The 15016-nt window shown below is 73.6% G+C and carries 14 protein-coding genes; 10 read left to right on the plus strand and 4 right to left on the minus strand.

Translation table 11 applies throughout. The features are described 5' to 3' along the window. Nucleotides 1-8: 8 nt before the first annotated feature. The 3 genes from H2O74_RS14900 (at nucleotide 9) to H2O74_RS14910 (ending at nucleotide 4706) form a co-directional block, all read left to right on the plus strand. Nucleotides 9-653 (plus strand): NADPH-dependent F420 reductase, encoded by a 645-nt coding sequence (locus H2O74_RS14900; protein WP_182112291.1) that lies wholly within the window; start codon nucleotides 9-11, stop codon nucleotides 651-653. Between the two features lie 74 nt (nucleotides 654-727). Further along, complete coding sequence (locus tag H2O74_RS14905; RefSeq protein ID WP_182112292.1) at nucleotides 728-1174, plus strand: hypothetical protein; 447 nt, start codon at nucleotides 728-730, stop codon at nucleotides 1172-1174. Between the two features lie 148 nt (nucleotides 1175-1322). After that, entirely contained in the window at nucleotides 1323-4706 is a 3384-nt protein-coding gene (locus H2O74_RS14910) for an EAL domain-containing protein (protein WP_182112293.1), read from the plus strand. A gap of 28 nt (nucleotides 4707-4734) precedes the next feature. Here the strand turns inward: H2O74_RS14910 and H2O74_RS14915 are convergent, their stop codons facing one another. Beyond that, nucleotides 4735-6066, minus strand: coding sequence for a nucleotide disphospho-sugar-binding domain-containing protein (locus H2O74_RS14915; protein WP_182112294.1), 1332 nt, complete (start codon nucleotides 6064-6066; stop codon nucleotides 4735-4737). Nucleotides 6067-6124: 58 nt separating this feature from the next. Here H2O74_RS14915 and H2O74_RS16870 point away from each other — a divergent pair, with 58 nt between their 5' ends. After that, nucleotides 6125-6781, plus strand: a complete 657-nt coding sequence (locus tag H2O74_RS16870) for a TetR/AcrR family transcriptional regulator (protein ID WP_304518598.1) — start codon at nucleotides 6125-6127, stop codon at nucleotides 6779-6781. A gap of 6 nt (nucleotides 6782-6787) precedes the next feature. Here the strand turns inward: H2O74_RS16870 and H2O74_RS14925 are convergent, their stop codons facing one another. Further along, entirely contained in the window at nucleotides 6788-7618 is an 831-nt protein-coding gene (locus H2O74_RS14925; RefSeq protein WP_182112295.1) for a sulfurtransferase, read from the minus strand. Nucleotides 7619-7699: 81 nt separating this feature from the next. Here H2O74_RS14925 and H2O74_RS14930 point away from each other — a divergent pair, with 81 nt between their 5' ends. Together H2O74_RS14930 and H2O74_RS14935 are read left to right on the plus strand one after the other, a co-directional pair. Then, nucleotides 7700-8017 carry a hypothetical protein gene (locus H2O74_RS14930; RefSeq protein ID WP_182112296.1) on the plus strand — a complete coding sequence of 106 codons (318 nt, stop codon included), beginning with the start codon at nucleotides 7700-7702 and terminating at the stop codon, nucleotides 8015-8017. A gap of 113 nt (nucleotides 8018-8130) precedes the next feature. Beyond that, on the plus strand, nucleotides 8131-9027 hold the full coding sequence (locus H2O74_RS14935) for a formate/nitrite transporter family protein (RefSeq protein ID WP_182112297.1): 897 nt from the start codon (nucleotides 8131-8133) through the stop codon (nucleotides 9025-9027). Nucleotides 9028-9039: 12 nt separating this feature from the next. Here the strand turns inward: H2O74_RS14935 and H2O74_RS14940 are convergent, their stop codons facing one another. Continuing rightward, a complete protein-coding gene (locus tag H2O74_RS14940) occupies nucleotides 9040-9258 on the minus strand; it encodes a YbdD/YjiX family protein (protein WP_182112298.1) in 219 nt (72 codons plus the stop codon). Then, nucleotides 9258-11567, minus strand: coding sequence for a carbon starvation CstA family protein (locus tag H2O74_RS14945; RefSeq protein WP_182112299.1), 2310 nt, complete (start codon nucleotides 11565-11567; stop codon nucleotides 9258-9260). Before H2O74_RS14945 ends, H2O74_RS14940 begins: the two co-directional genes overlap by 1 nt. 153 nt (nucleotides 11568-11720) lie before the next feature. On the opposite strand from H2O74_RS14945, the gene H2O74_RS14950 reads away from it, so the two are divergent. Genes H2O74_RS14950 through H2O74_RS14965 form a run of 4 tightly spaced genes read left to right on the plus strand, consistent with a single transcriptional unit; the run spans nucleotide 11721 to nucleotide 15000 of the window. After that, nucleotides 11721-12755, plus strand: a complete 1035-nt coding sequence (locus H2O74_RS14950) for an ATP-binding cassette domain-containing protein (protein WP_182112300.1) — start codon at nucleotides 11721-11723, stop codon at nucleotides 12753-12755. Continuing rightward, entirely contained in the window at nucleotides 12752-13603 is an 852-nt protein-coding gene (locus tag H2O74_RS14955; protein ID WP_220457974.1) for an ABC-2 family transporter protein, read from the plus strand. Before H2O74_RS14950 ends, H2O74_RS14955 begins: the two co-directional genes overlap by 4 nt. A gap of 5 nt (nucleotides 13604-13608) precedes the next feature. After that, nucleotides 13609-14436 (plus strand): ABC transporter permease, encoded by an 828-nt coding sequence (locus tag H2O74_RS14960; RefSeq protein ID WP_182112301.1) that lies wholly within the window; start codon nucleotides 13609-13611, stop codon nucleotides 14434-14436. 27 nt (nucleotides 14437-14463) lie between these two features. Next, nucleotides 14464-15000 carry a DUF1697 domain-containing protein gene (locus tag H2O74_RS14965; RefSeq protein ID WP_182112302.1) on the plus strand — a complete coding sequence of 179 codons (537 nt, stop codon included), beginning with the start codon at nucleotides 14464-14466 and terminating at the stop codon, nucleotides 14998-15000. The last annotated feature ends 16 nt before the right edge of the window (nucleotides 15001-15016 follow it).

Raw genomic sequence — 15016 nt, forward strand, 5'->3', positions numbered from 1 at the left:
ACATGACCATGACCACCATCGGACTCATCGGCTCCGGCCACATCGGCTCGCAGCTCGCCCGCCTCGCCGTCGCGCGCGGCCACGAGGTCGTCGTCAGCAACTCCCGCGGTCCCGAGACGCTCGTCGACCTCGTCACCGAGCTCGGCGACCTGGCGCGCGCCGGCACCCCGCAGGAGGCGGCGCAGGGGGGCGACGTCGTCGTGGTGACCATCCCGGTGCACGCGATCGGCGCCGTGCCGGTCGAGCCGCTCGCCGGCAAGGTCGTCGTCGACACCAACAACTACTACCCGCAGCGGGACGGGAACGTCCCCGAGCTCGACGCCGCGACCCTGACGAGCTCGGAGCTGCTCCAGCGCCACCTGCCGACCTCGCGGGTCGTCAAGGCCTTCAACCACATCCCCGCCGCGGACCTCACGGCGCAGGGCCAGGAGGCCGGCACGCCGGACCGCCGCGCGCTGGTCGTCGCGGCCGACGACGCCGACGCGCGGGCCACGGTGGCGGCGCTGGTGGACTCGTTCGGCTTCGACGTCGTGGAGATCGACTCGCTCGCCGGGACGTGGCGGATCGAGCCCGGCACGCCGGGCTACGGCCCTCGCCGGACGGCCGACGAGCTCCGCGCGGACCTGGCCGCGGCGCAGCGTCCGACCTCCTGAGACCCGACGACGTCGCCCCGCGCCCCGGGCACAGCGGGGCGACGTCGTCGGAGGCCGTCGTAGGCTCGGGCATCATGGCGACGTTCTCCTCCGTGACCCGACAGCACGTCCTCCAGGCCCTGGCCGAGCACGACTCGCGCGGCGCCGACGAGTTCCTGGCCACGTACGGCTTCACGCCGGACCCGGTCCACCGGCTGACGCACGAGGGCAGCACGTACGACGCCCCGGCCGTCCTGGGCGTCGCCCACCGGTACGCGACCGGCCGCCTCGCCACCCCCGACGACTTCCGCTCCGGCATGGACACCGCGCTCGCGATCCTGCGGCGTCGGGGCTTCGAGGTCTCCGGGCCGGCCCCCGTGGCCCCGCGGGCCGCGGCGACCCGGACCCCGCGCGCGCCGCGCGCCCCCCGCACGCCGTCGGCCACGACCCGCGCGCCCGCGGCCCGCGAGGTCGCGCCGGTCATCTGCCCCACGTGCTCGATGGCCCTGCCCGCCACGGGCGTCTGCGACACCTGCAGCTGAGGCGTCCCCGCGGAAGCGCCCTGGCGCAGACCCGGGCCCGCCCGAGACCGGACGATCCCTCACAACCGGCGCAGCACCGCCGATGACGAGTGTGCACGCTCACGACCTGGGCGCGCTCACGCGGACGAACCAAGGACGGTAACCGGTGATGGCGGACCCCACGCCGACGGCAGGCAACATCCTGGTGCTGACGCTGCACAGCGGCGGGCACTACTACGGCGAGATGCTCACGGGCGTGCTGCGCACCGCCGCCGCGGCGGGCCGGCACGTCGTCGTCGCGGAGACCCGTGACCCCGGCGGACGTCACGGTGACCGCTCGTTCGGACCGCGCTTCTCCCTGCCGCTCGCCTGGAACCGCGTCGCGGGCGTCATCTCGATCGCCAACTCCGCGACGCCGCAGTACCTCGAGGCGCTGCGTGAGCAGGGCTTCCCGATCGTCCTCGCGAGCGAGGTGCACGACGGCTTCGACGGTCCCGTCGCCATGCCGGACAACGCGATCGCGATCGACGCCGCCGTGCAGCACCTCGCCGACCACGGGCACCGGCGCATCGGCTTCGTCGGGTCGCTCGACATGCGCGACTTCCGCGAGCGCCTCTCGACGTTCCGCGACGCCGTCGCGGCCCGCGGGCTCGACTGCGACGACGACCTGTACATCCCGGCGGACGACTTCTCCCAGCAGGCCGGTGCCGCGGCCGCCGCTCGCGTGCTGGCGCACCCCCGCCCGCCGACGGCCGTCATCACGGCGACCGACAACAACGCCATCGGCCTCATTCGCGCGGTGACGAGCGCGGGCGTACGCGTCCCGGAGGACCTCGCCGTCCTCGGCTTCGACAACCTCGAGGAGGGCGCCCACACGACGCCCAGCCTGTCGAGCGTCGGGCAGCGCTTCCGCGAGGTCGGTGGGCTCGCCGCCCGGCTCCTGATCGGCACGATCGAGGGGCGCGAGGTCCCCGCGGGCAGCTACGTCCCGGAGACCATCGTCATGGCCCGGCGCGGCTCGTGCGGGTGCCGCGAGGACCTTCTCGGCACCCCCCACTCCGCCCGCCGCGTCCCGGCGGTCCCCTCGGTCCGCAGCCCCGTGGCCGCGCTCCTGGCCGGCGGGCGGCCCACCGCCTCGCAGGCCGCGCTCGTCGAGACGGTCGAGCAGCTCGAGCGGCTCTCCCTCGCCCCGACGCTGCCCGCCGGCGACGAGGTGACGCTCGCGGTGCGCCGGCTGGCCGGCCTCACGCGCGACGCGGAGGACCTGCAGGATCTCGCGGCAGACCTGTCCGACCACCTCGCCGACGTCGTCGAGGGCGCCGCGGACTCCGGTTCGGGCCCGCGCGCCGTCGGCGCCGCCGAGGTCGCCGCGGCGCTGTGGGAGCTGCGGGCGCACGGCCACCGCCACGGCGAGCGCCGCCTCGACCGCTCGGCCCTCGAGCAGGAGCAGGTCGCGAGCGCAGTGCTGCGCAGCGACGGCGCCACCCTGCGCTCGCTCGCGTGGCTGCGCGAGACCGACATCCGGTCCGCCGTCCTGGCGCTCTGGGACGGCCCCGCCGAGGACGGGCGGCTGCGCGTGAGCGGGGTCCACGACCCGCACGGCGCGCACCCGTACGCCGTGGGTGACCTCGTCGACGTGCGGGACTTCCCCGGTGAGGCGCTCGCCGCCGCCGGCGACGCCGAGAACGGCGACATGTGCTTCGTGATCCCCGTCGCCTCCCGCGACCGCTCGTGGGGGCTGCTGGCCCTGCTGGGCCGCGTCGACACGACGTCGTCCCGCGAGCCGTACCACCACATGGCCGAGCTGCTGTTCCGCGCGCTCGAGGGCGAGCAGCTGGAGGACGCGGTCCGCGCGAGCGAGGAGCGGTACGCCTGGGCGGTCCGCGCCGCCCAGGACGGCCTGTGGGAGTACGACCTGCGCACCGGCCACCTCTACCTCTCGCACCGGTGCCGGATCCTGCTCGGCCTGCCGGAGGACGGCGACGTGACGCACACCGAGTGGATGGCTCGCATCGCGCCCGAGTACCGCGAGGGTGCCGAACGGGCCATGCGCATCGCGTCCGGCCAGCCGGGCACGTCCGGTGAGGTCGAGTACCGCCTCGACGGCGACGCGGGTGCCCGCTGGGTGCTGAGCCGAGGGCTCGCCGTGCCCGACGACGACGGCGGCGTCGCCCGCATGGTCGGCTCGGTGTCGGACACCACGGCGCGTCGCGAGCTCGAGGAGCGCCTGCGTCACGCCGCGATGTACGACGAGGTGACGGGCCTGGCGAACCGGCGCCTGTTCCTCGACCGGCTGGCCGCGGCGATCGCGGTCACCCAGCGCGACCCGAGCGCCTCCTACGCCGTGATCTTCCTGGACCTGGACGGCTTCAAGCTGGTCAACGACTCGCTCGGCCACCTCGCCGGTGACGACCTGCTCCGCGCCGTCGCGCGCCGGATGCGCTCGCAGATCCGCGGCGTGGACATCGTCGCCCGCTTCGGCGGCGACGAGTTCGCCGTGCTGCTCGCCAACCCCGTGTCCGAGGACCTCCTCAAGGTCGCCGATCGGCTGCAGGTCGCCATCGCGCGGCCCGTGCACCTGGGCGACCAGGACGTCGCGGTCACCGCGAGCGTCGGCATCGCGAGCTCCGCCACGGGCTACGCCTCGGCGGAGGACGTGCTGCGCGACGCCGACACCGCGATGTACCGGTCCAAGGAGACCCAGCGGGGCACGGCGACCGTCTTCGACCCCGGCATGCACGCGCAGGCGACCGACCGGCTGCGGTCCCAGTCCGAGATCCGCACCGCCCTGGCCGAGGAGCAGTTCGTCGTCCAGTACCAGCCGATCGTGCCGCTCGACGGCACGGAGGTGACCGCCTTCGAGGCCCTCGTGCGCTGGCAGCACCCGGAGCGCGGGCTGCTCCTGCCCAGCGCCTTCCTCCCGGCGATGGTCGACTCGGACGCGATCGTCACGCTCGGCCGCTGGATCACCGACGAGGTGTGCCGGCAGCTGGCCGTCTGGCGCCGCGAGCACAGCGGCGTGAGCGTGTCGGTCAACGTCTCGCACCTCGAGTTCTGGCACGACCTCCTGGTGCCGTCCGTGGTCGAGGCCGCCACGCGCCACGGCGTGCCGGCCTCCGCGCTGGTGCTGGAGATCACGGAGTCGGTGATCATGGCCGACGTCGACCGCGCGTGCGCGATCATGACGGACCTGCGCGCGCGCGGCTTCCGCCTCCACGTGGACGACTTCGGCACGGGCCACTCGTCGCTCCAGACCCTCCAGGACTTCCCCGTCGACACCCTCAAGATCGACGGGGCCTTCGTGCGCGACCTGGCGGAGGTCGGTCGGCCCGCGGTGATCCTCGGTGCGATCGTCACCATGGCCGCGGGCCTCGGCCTCGACGTCATCGCGGAGTGCGTCGAGCGCAGCGAGCAGGCGGACCTGCTGCGCACCATGGGCTGCGGCAACGCGCAGGGCTGGCTCTACGCGCAGGCGCTGCCGGCCGACGAGGCCGGGCGCGTGCTCGGGCGGCCGCTGCACGGCGACGGCGCCCGGGAGCTGTCGCTCGCCTGACGGGCCGCGACCCCGGCGGCCCCGACCGTCACCCCACGCGCCGCGCGCCGCGCACCGGAACCGATGCGCCGTCGTCGGCGATCGCCTCCCGCACGAGCGCGGCGAGCCCCTCACCTCCCGGCGCCGCGCGGATCGCCTCACCGATCCGCCCGGCGGCCTGGCGGTAGCGGCCGTCCCCGAGCACCTGGCGCACCGCGGAGCGCACGGCCTCGGGGCGGGGCGTGCCAGTGCGCAGGTTCACGCCGACCCCCGCCCACGCCACGCGGGCGGCGGTCTCGGGCTTGTCCTCCGTGTCGCCGGCCACCACGACCGGCACGCCGTGCTCGAGCGCCAGGTGGATGCCGCCGTAGCCCCCGTTGGTGACGAACACGTCGACCCGCGGCATGAGCAGGTCGTAGGGCACGAAGGTCGCGGCGAACGCGTTGGCGGCCAACGGCCCCAGGACGTCGACCGGCGGCCCCCCGGTCGTCACGACGACGTTCACGGGCGCGTCGGCGAGCGCGTCGAGGGTGGGGTGGACGAGCTGCCCCAGGTCGCTGTTCGCGAGCGTGCCCTGGGTGACGAGCACGACGGGCCGCGAGTCGTCGAGCTCGTCCCACCACGGCGGCGTCGTGCCCCGGGGCGGGGCGAGCCGGCTCGCGGGCCCGACGAAGCGCAGCGACGCGGGCAGGTCGCGCCGGGGGTACTCGAACTCGGCGACCGTGAGCTGCGCGATGCGCTCCGCCGCGAGGAGCCAGTCCATGAAGTAGCCGTCGAGCCCGCGGCCCGACAGCGCCCGGATGGTCTCGTCGGCCTGCCGCTGGCACCGGCGCAGCGCGACGTGGCGGACCAGGGCGTTGAGCGCCACGTTGCGCGCCGTACCGAGCGGCCCGCCCCGCGGCGGCAGCCCGAGTCCGAACGGGGCGGCGTCGCGGCTCATCACGCCGAGCGGGACGATGCCGCACGCGACGACCGCCGGACGACGGTCCCGCGGCACGTGGGCGAGCGCGGCGGCACCGACGAACGCCGCCTCGGCGACCACGGCGTCCGTCGGCTCGGCCGCCAGCGCCGCCGTGAGCGCGCGGAACTGGCCGGGCGCCGGGTCGAGGAACACGCGCGCGATCGTCGCGCGGAGGGAGCCCGTGCCGGTGGGGCGTCGCCGACCGGGCGCCGCCGACGTGACGTCGGACAGGTCGTCGTCGGGGTCGGCGTCGGGCGGGAGCGGCAGGTGCTCGGCGCCGGTGGCGCGCACGGCGTCGGCGAAGCGTCGGCCGGTGAGCACGCGGACCCGGAAGCCGCGCTCGCCGAGGGCCTGCGCCACGCCGAGCATCGGTGCGACGTGGCCCGCGAGCGGCACGGCGCAGAGCAGAACTGAAGTCATTCGCCCTCCTGCGGGGGGTACGGTGTGGTCGTTACAGCCCCGAGGGGTTCAGTACGGCATGACCGGAGTCACTATGTCCCAGGCCACCGCACCGCGTCGATACATCTCCCAGCTGCGCCAGGAACAGGCCCGGGCCACGCGCGAACGCGTGGTCCGCGCCGCCGCGGAGCTCTTCGGGTCGCGCGGCTACCGCGCGACGAAGCTGAGCGACATCGCCGCCCTCGCCGGCGTCTCCGTCGAGACGGTGCAGGGGCACGGTCCGAAGCTGGACCTGCTCCAGGCGGCGGTCGAGCTCGTGTCCTTCGGCGTGGAGGGCGAGATGGCCCTCCTGGAGTCCCCGCTCGGCGAGGCCTACCTCGAGGCGGCCACGCTGGAGGAGCTCGTCGCCGTGGGCGCGCACGTCCAGGCGGACATCAACCAGCGCGTGGTGGGCGTGTGGCGCGCCCTGTCGAGCGCGAGCGACGGCGAGCCGGCCGTGCGCGAGCGGGCCCGGCGCATGATGGCGAGCATCCGCGCCTCCCTGGGGCAGATGGTGCACCTCGTGCGCGCGCGGGGGTGGCTGACCACCTCCACGCCACCGCAGGAGATCGTGGCGAGCCTCTGGGCGCTCGGCATGCCCGAGGCCTACGACCGCCTGACCGGCGAGCTCGGCTGGAGCCACGAGCAGTACGTCGCCTGGTACCAGCGTCGCGCGCTGGAGATCGTGCGCGGCTGAGCCGGCTCAGCCCGGCTCGGCGCCGGTGGCGACCGGACGCGAGGGGTCCGTGACCCAGTGCGACCAGGAGCCCGGGTACAGCGCCAGGCGCAGCCCGGCGACGTCGGCCGCGAGGACCACCTGCGCGGCGGTGACGCCCGAGCCGCAGTACGCGGCCGCCGGCCCGTGCGTGGCCGGCTCCAGCACCACCGCCAGCGCCTCGGCCGGCAGCAGCCGCCCGTCGGCGTCGTAGAGCGCCGTCGTCGGGACGGACACGGCGCCGGGGATGTGGCCCGCGACCGGGTCGACGGGCTCGACCTCGCCCCGGTACCGCTCGGCGGCCCGGGCGTCCACCAGCGTGCCCGCGCGTCCGCTCAGCACGTCGTCGGCCGTCACGGTCGGCAGCCCACCCGGGCGCACGACGGCGTCGGGTGTGGCCACCGGCACGACGTCGCCCGCCTCGAGCGCGCCCCCGGCCGCGACCCAGGCCGGCAGACCACCGTCGAGCACGGCGACGCGCTCGTGACCCGCCCAGCGCAGCACCCACCAGGCGCGCGCGGCGGCCGCGCCCGGGCCGCCGTCGTAGGCGACGACGTCGCGGTCCGGTGCGACCCCGAGCCGGCGGAGCGTCCGCTCGAGGTCCGCCGGGGTCGGCAGCGGGTGCCGGCCGCCCTCCCCCGGCGGCGCCGCGAGGTCGGCGTCGAGGTCGCAGAAGACGGCGCCGGGGACGTGCCCCGCGCGGTAGGACGCCGGGTCCGCGCCGGCGAGGGTCCACCGGACGTCGAGGAGGAGCGGTGGCCGGGGCGCCGCGAGCGCGGCCGCGAGGTCGGCGGTGTCGATGACGGCGCGCTGCGGCATGTCTGCACCCTGCCACCCCGGGACACCCCTACGCTCGCGCCACCGTGCGGCCGTCCGGGCCGCCGAGCGAGGGAGTGACGCGTGGCGACCCACCCGATGCCCGCCGACGAGGCCCCCTCCGGGCCCGTCGGTGCAGCCAAGCCGACGTCGTCGTGGGGCCCGTTGGCGTTGCGGTGGTTCTCGGTCGGCGGCGCCGTGACCGTCTCCGGGCTGGCGAGCCTGGCCTACGCACTGAAGTGGAACGGCGTCGCGCGGGGCCTGAGCGCGCAGGCGGGCTCGCCGGCCTGGGCGGAGGCCGTCACCACGACCGAGCAGTACGGGCTCTGGGGCGTCGGGATGCTCGTCGTCGGCCAGCACATGCTCACCCGGCGGACGATCGAGCGCGGCCCCGACGACTGAGGGGTTCGGGGCGGTGTGAGGCACCGGCGTGACGCGCCGGTGTGACGCATCAGGCTCGACGTCCGGCCCCGATGGGGCTTTTGGGCGGTCCCAGACGTGGCAGCGTGGTACCCATGGCCGATCCTGCGTCGCTCTTCCCGGGAAAGCTCTTCATCAGCACGGCGCTCGAGGCGCTGGACACGAAGATCGCGATGTCGGGCGAGCTGGCACGGCGCTACCTCCAGCGCGCCGCCATGGCGGGCATCTTCGCCGGGCTGTTCTACATGACCAACTACGCCATCGTGGCCGCGTTCGACGCGATCGACGTCGGCGGCTCGACGCTGCGGCCGCTCGGCCTCATCGTCGGCGCCCTGACGTTCGGCTGGGCGCTGGTGTTCATCTACTACACCAAGTCCGAGCTGCTGACCTCGAACATGATGATCGTCGCGATCGGCGGCTACCACCGGCGCACGACGTGGGGCAAGGCGCTGCGGGTCCTGGGCCTGTGCTTCCTCGGCAACGCGATCGGCGGGCTGGTCATCGCGCTGCTCCTGCGGTTCTCGTCGCTCGCCGACGGGCCGGTGCTCGCGGAGATGGTGCACGCCGTCACGGTGAAGCTCGACTATGTCGCCGCAGGCCCGGGCGGCTGGGTCGACCTGCTCATGCGCGCGATCCTGTGCAACTTCTGCATCAACATGGCGATGCTGCTGGTCTACAACGGCCTGATCCGCGACGACCTCACCAAGAGCCTCGCCATGATCATGTCCGTGTTCATCTTCGCGTTCCTCGGCCTGGAGCACTCCGTCGCGAACACGGTGCTGTTCACCATCGTGGGCCTGCGCGACGGCATCGACATCGGGCTCGCGGCCGGCAACGTCGGGATCGCACTGATAGGCAACTTCATCGGCGGTGGCCTGCTCATCGGCCTCTTCTACGCGTACGTCAACGACGACGCCGACTGGCAGCGGGGTCGTCAGGCGCGCACGGGCGCCGAGACCGAGGCCGGCGAGGGCACGACGCCGGAGGCGTGAGTCCCGGCGCGCTCAGCAGCACCGCCCCTGCGGCGCCCGGTCCTGGCGGTCCGTGCGGTCCCGCCAGAACTCCCGCTCGCCCATGACGCCCGCGTCACCCGGCCGCCGCCCGTGCGCCGCCTCGTGCTCGAGGTAGCGCTCATAGGCGTCCTCGCCGAGCAGTGCGCGCACGTAGCGGCGCAGGCCGCGCACGCCGCGCACGACGGCGTCGGGGCCCGCGACGGCGGCCATCAGTGCGTCCTCGCGTGCACGGCCTCGGGGTGGGCGGCGTCATGCTCGCGCCACCGCGCCTCGAGCTCCTTCTCGGCCGGCGTCACCACGAACCCGGCGGGCGCGTAGAGGCGCGACGGCCGGGCGGGCTCCTCGGCGCTCGGCGCGCCGCCCGACCGGAACGAGCGCCACACGGCGGCGACGGCCGTGACAATGACGACGAGCGTCAGCGTCACGAACACGACCGACAGCACACCTTGGATCATCGTGTTCCGCACGACGGCGCGCATCGCCTCGACGCTCGTCGCCGTCCCGAAGCTCGTCTCCCCCGCCGCCAGGGCCTCACGGAACGCGCTGTGCTGCGCGAAGTACCCGATCGCCGGGACGGGCGAGAAGATCTTCTGCAGGGACGCCGTCACCGTCACCGCCGTCGCGAACGTCAGCGGCAGGACCACCACCCACAGGTACCGGAACGTCCCCTGCTTCGCGACGATCGCCATGCACACCGCGAGCGCGATGGCGGCGAGCAGCTGGTTCGCGATGCCGAACAGCGGGAACAGGGTGTTGATGCCGCCGAGCGGGTCGGTCACCCCCATCAGGAGCACGGCACCCCAGGCGCCGACCATGACGGCCGTCGCGAGCCAGGCGCCGGGCCGCCACGACGTGTCACGGAAGCGGGGCACGACGTTGCCGACGCTGTCCTGGAGCATGAAGCGCGCGACGCGCGTTCCGGCGTCGACGGCGGTGAGGATGAACAGCGCCTCGAACATGATCGCGAAGTGGTACCAGAACGCCATCATCCCGGAGCCGCCGACGAGCTGCTGCATGATGTGGGCCAGCCCGACGGACAGCGTCGGCGCGCCGCCCGTGCGCGAGACGATCGTCTCCTCGCCCACGTCCTGCGCCGTCTGCGTGAGCATCTCGGGCGTGAGCTCCACGCCCGTCAGGCCCAGCCCGTTGACGAACGCCACGGCGCCCTCGACCGTGCCGCCGGTGGCGGCGGCCGAGGCGTTCATCGCGAAGTAGATGCCGCGGTCGATCGAGAGGGCGGCGACCAGGGCCATGATCGCGACGAACGACTCCATGAGCATGCCGCCGTAGCCGATGAGGCGGGTCTGCCGCTCCTTCTCGACGAGCTTCGGTGTGGTGCCGGACGAGATGAGCGCGTGGAACCCGGACAGCGCGCCGCACGCGATGGTGACGAAGAGGAACGGGAACAGGGACCCGGCGACCACGGGTCCCTGGCCGTTGCGCGCGAACTCGCTCACGGCCGGCACCTCGAGCACGGGCCGCACGACGACGATGGCGACCGCCAGCATGACGATCGTGCCGATCTTCATGAAGGTCGAGAGGTAGTCGCGCGGCGCGAGCAGGAGCCAGACCGGGAGCACCGCCGCGATGAAGCCGTAGACGACGATGGCCCACGCGATGGTCACCTTGTCGAGCGTGAACACGTCGGCGCCCCACGCGGTGTCGGCGATCATCCCGCCGCCGACGATCGCCGCGAGCAGCAGCACGAAGCCGATGAGCGAGACCTCGGTGACCTTGCCGGGCCGCAGGAACCGCAGGTAGCAGCCCATGAAGAGGGCGATCGGGATGGTCATGGAGACGGAGAACACGCCCCACGGGCTCTCGGCCAGCGCGTTGACGACGACGAGCGCGAGGATCGCCACAATGATGATCATGATGACGAGCGTCGCCAGCAGGGCGGCGGTACCGCCGATCACGCCGAGCTCGTCGCGCGCCATCTGGCCCAGTGAGCGGCCGCCGCGCCGCATCGAGAAGAACAGCACGAGGTAGTCCTGCACCGCCCCGGCCAGCACGACGCCGACGATGATCCAGATGGTCCCCGGCAGGTAGCCCATCTGTGCGGCGAGCACGGGGCCGACGAGCGGTCCGGCACCGGCGATGGCCGCGAAGTGGTGGCCGAACAGCACGCGCCGGTCCGTCGGGACGAAGTCCTTGCCGTCGCCCTTGTACTCCGCGGGCGTCGCGCGCCGGTCGTCCGGGCGCAGCAGGTGCTTCTCGATGTAGCGGGAGTAGAAGCGGTAGGCGATGAGGTAGGTGCACACGGCGGCGAAGACGAACCAGATCGCGTTGACCGTCTCGCCGCGGACCACCGCGATGACGACCCAGGCGACGCCGCCCAGCAGGGCGATCGCGGCCCAGACCGCGATGCGCGCCGGAGTCCAGCGGCGGCCCTCCGCCTCGATCACGTCCGGGTCGAGGGCGACGGGCGGCAGGCCGGGATCCTGCTCCAGGAGGGCACCCCCGCCGCCTTCCGTGCCACCGCCCGTGGCACCCCGCGCCGAGTCCGCACGTCCGGCCATGACATCTCCCCCTTGAGACGGTCCAGGCAACGCTCAGCACCCTAGCGACGATGCCGCGGGCCACAACCGCTCGACGACGGCGGCCCGTCCGGCAGGCGGGATGGACCGGTAAAGACGGTGACCCACGTCACACCCCGCTGCCACACTCGCGCCGTGCCGCTCATCGAAGCCACCGGGCTCACCAAGGTGTTCAGACGTGCCGACAAGGGCCCCGGGCTCGCCGGCTCCCTGAAGCACCTCGTGCAGCGGCGGTTCACCGAGCACGTCGCCGTCGACGGCGTGGACCTCGCCATCGACGCGGGCGAGGCGGTCGCCTACGTCGGCCCCAACGGGGCCGGCAAGTCGACGACGATCAAGATGCTGACCGGCATCCTCGTGCCGACCGCCGGCCAGGTGCGGGTCGGTGGCCTCGTGCCGCACGAGCGCCGGATCGAGAACGCCCGGCAGATCGGCGTCGTCTTCGGCCAGCGCACGCAGCTGTGGTGGGACCTGCCGGTGCGCGAGTCCCTCGGCCTGCTGCGGGACATGTACGGGATCGGGGATCGCGCCTACCGGGAGCGGCTCGAGCGCTTCGACGACATCCTCGGCATCGGCGAGTTCCTCCCCCAGATGGCCCGCAAGCTGTCGCTCGGCCAGCGCATGCGCGCGGACCTCGCCGCCGCCCTGCTGCACGAGCCGCCGATCGTCTACCTCGACGAGCCCACGATCGGCCTCGACATCTCCGTCAAGGACCGCGTGCGCGCGTTCGTCAAGGAGCTGGTCGACGGGGGCACCACCGTCGTGCTCACGACGCACGACCTCGGCGACATCCAGGACATCTGCCGCCGCATCGTGATCATCGACGACGGCCGGACCGTCTACGACGGGTCGCTCGCCGCCGTGACCGACCGCTACGCGCGCGACCGTGCCATGACCTTCCAGCTGCGCGAGCCCGTCGCCGCCCTCGCACCGCTCGCCGCCGCGCTGCCGACCGCGGCGGTCGCCGCGGGGACCCACGAGCGCGAGGTGACCGTGCGCTTCGACCGCTTCGTGCTCGACGCCGGCCGCGTCCTGACGGGTGTGCTCGGCGTCGCCGAGGTCGTGGACGTCGCCATCGAGGAGCCGCGGATCGAGGACGTCATCCGCAAGCTCTACCTCGGCGAGCTCGAGCTGGACGCACCCGCGGCGCGCGAGGCGGAGGCGACGTGAGTGCCGCAGCGGCCGACGTCGTCGCGCCGGGACGCGCGCCCGACGGCGCCCGGGTGCCGCTGGGGGCGTACCGCGCGCTGGCGGGCACCGCGTTCAAGAGCCTGCTCGCGTACCGGCTCCAGTTCTTCCTCGGGCTGCTCGGGAACCTGTTCCTGCTGCTGTCGCTGTTCTACCTGTGGCGCACGATCCTGCGCGAGGGCCAGCAGCCCCTCGGCTTCACGTGGCCCGACATGAAGGCCTACCTGCTCATCGGGTTCGTCTCCGGCACGGTCGTCTCGACGTACACCGACTGGCGGATGGCGCAGCGCATCCAGGACGGGTCCGTCGCGGTCGACCTCACCAAGCCCGTGGACTACCAGCGCGCGCGGCTCGCGGAGGCCCTCGGCTTCGCGGCGTTCGAGCTGGTGGCGTGCGCGCTCGTCGCCGTCGGCGCGCTCGCCGTGTTCGGCGGCGTGGCCGTGCCTCCCCCAGGCACGCTCGCCCTGTTCGTCGTGAGCATCCTCGCCGTCGTGCCGCTGAAGTTCACGATCGTCTACATGAGCGGCCTGCTGTGCTTCTGGACGCAGAGCTACATGGGCGTGAGCTGGGCGCGGCTCGCGCTGCAGCAGCTGTTCTCGGGCGCGATGGTGCCGCTCGCCTTCTTCCCCGACTGGCTCCGGGTGATCGCCGAGGTGCTGCCCTTCCAGGCCATGGCCTACACGCCGGCCATGCTCTACCTCGGCCGGCTGGAGGGTGCCGAGCTGTGGTGGCGGCTCGGCGGACAGCTCGGCTGGACGCTGCTGCTCTGGTGGGCGGCGCGCGCCGCGTGGCGAGCGGCGTCGCGCCGGCTCACGGTGCACGGGGGGTGAGCGGGATGACGGCACCGACCGACGTCGTGCAGCGCGGCCCCGTGCGTCGGGCGCTGTGGCTCTACCGACGCAGCCTCGGGGCGAAGATCCGCTCCGTCATGGAGTACGAGGCGGACTTCTGGATCCTCATGGTCGCCGCGGTGATGACGCAGGCCGTGGGTCTCGTGTTCCTGTGGACGGTGTTCCGGCGGATCCCGGAGATCAACGGGTGGGGCTTCTGGGAGATCGTCCTCGTGTACGCGATGGTCTACATCGCGGAGGGGGTGGGGTCGCTCTTCTTCGAGGGGACGTGGCGCCTGGCGTGGCTGGTGAACCAGGGCGAGCTGGACCGTGTGCTCGTGCGCCCGTACTCGCCCGTGCTGCAGGTCATGAGCATCGACGTCGGGCTCAACGGTCTGGGCAACATCACCATGGGCATCGGCCTGATCATCGCCGCGGTCCAGCAGGTCGACATCGACTGGACGGTGGGCCGGGTCCTGCTCGCCGTCGTCCTGCTGGTCAGCGGCGTCGCGGTGAAGATCGGGCTCAATCTCGCCTCCAACGCCTCCGCGTTCTGGATCAACGCACCGTTCTCCACGTTCGCCTTCTCGCTGCACTCGCTGGGCGAGCTCGCACGGTTCCCGATCACGATCTACGCGCTCGGGATCCAGGCCGTCATCACGTTCGTGCTGCCGTTCGCGTTCGTGTCCTTCTTCCCGGTCGCCGCCGTCCTCGGCCACGGCTCGTCGGCGTGGGTCGGTGTCCTCACCCCGCTCGTGGCGGCGTGGTGCGTCGGCATGGGCGTCTGGCTGTTCCGACGGGGGCTGCGCCGCTACGAGTCCGCGGGCGCCTGACCGCCGCGGCGCGAGGAGGATGGCGGGATGGCCACCTACGTCGCGTTCCTGCGGGCGATCAACCTGGGCGCGCGCCGGAAGTTCGCGAAGGAGGCGATCGCCGCCGCCGCCGAGGGCGCCGGTTTCACGGGCGTGGCGACCCACATCAACACGGGCAACGTGCGCCTGGAGAGCGACCTCGCCTCACGCACGGTGATCGAGACGGCCCTCGAGGACGCGTTCCGCGCAGCCGCCGGGTTCGAGGTGCCGACCATCGTGTTCACGCCGGCCGAGCTGCGGGACGTCCTCGCCGCCGCGGAGGCCTTCGGCCACGGCGGCAACCACTACGTCTCGTTCCTCAAGCACGAGCCGACGGCCGAGCAGGTCGCGACGATCGAGGCGCGCAGCACCGCGCAGGAGGTCGCTCGCGTGGACGGGCGCGCGGTGCACCTCATGCTCGGCGAGCAGTACCACACGGCCCGGCTGACGAACGCCGTCGTCGAGCGGGCGCTCGGCCCGGCGACCAACCGCAACCTGACGGTGCTGCGCGCGGTGGTCGCCAGGTGGGCGGCCGACGACGTCTGACGGCGCGGGCGGTCAG

Origin of the sequence: Actinotalea sp. JY-7876, assembly GCF_014042015.1 — a bacterium.
Taxonomy (GTDB): domain Bacteria; phylum Actinomycetota; class Actinomycetes; order Actinomycetales; family Cellulomonadaceae; genus Actinotalea.

Excerpts from the sequence above, each read along its gene's own strand:
- H2O74_RS14900 (WP_182112291.1), top strand. The coding sequence starts at position 9 with ATGACCACCATCGGACTCATCGGCTCCGGCCACATCGGCTCGCAGCTC.
- H2O74_RS14905 (WP_182112292.1), top strand. The coding sequence starts at position 728 with ATGGCGACGTTCTCCTCCGTGACCCGACAGCACGTCCTCCAGGCCCTG.
- H2O74_RS14910 (WP_182112293.1), top strand. The coding sequence starts at position 1,323 with ATGGCGGACCCCACGCCGACGGCAGGCAACATCCTGGTGCTGACGCTG.
- H2O74_RS14915 (WP_182112294.1), bottom strand. The coding sequence starts at position 6,066 with ATGACTTCAGTTCTGCTCTGCGCCGTGCCGCTCGCGGGCCACGTCGCA.
- H2O74_RS16870 (WP_304518598.1), top strand. The coding sequence starts at position 6,125 with ATGACCGGAGTCACTATGTCCCAGGCCACCGCACCGCGTCGATACATC.
- H2O74_RS14925 (WP_182112295.1), bottom strand. The coding sequence starts at position 7,618 with ATGCCGCAGCGCGCCGTCATCGACACCGCCGACCTCGCGGCCGCGCTC.
- H2O74_RS14935 (WP_182112297.1), top strand. The coding sequence starts at position 8,131 with ATGGCCGATCCTGCGTCGCTCTTCCCGGGAAAGCTCTTCATCAGCACG.
- H2O74_RS14940 (WP_182112298.1), bottom strand. The coding sequence starts at position 9,258 with ATGGCCGCCGTCGCGGGCCCCGACGCCGTCGTGCGCGGCGTGCGCGGC.
- H2O74_RS14945 (WP_182112299.1), bottom strand. The coding sequence starts at position 11,567 with ATGGCCGGACGTGCGGACTCGGCGCGGGGTGCCACGGGCGGTGGCACG.
- H2O74_RS14960 (WP_182112301.1), top strand. The coding sequence starts at position 13,609 with ATGACGGCACCGACCGACGTCGTGCAGCGCGGCCCCGTGCGTCGGGCG.
- H2O74_RS14965 (WP_182112302.1), top strand. The coding sequence starts at position 14,464 with ATGGCCACCTACGTCGCGTTCCTGCGGGCGATCAACCTGGGCGCGCGC.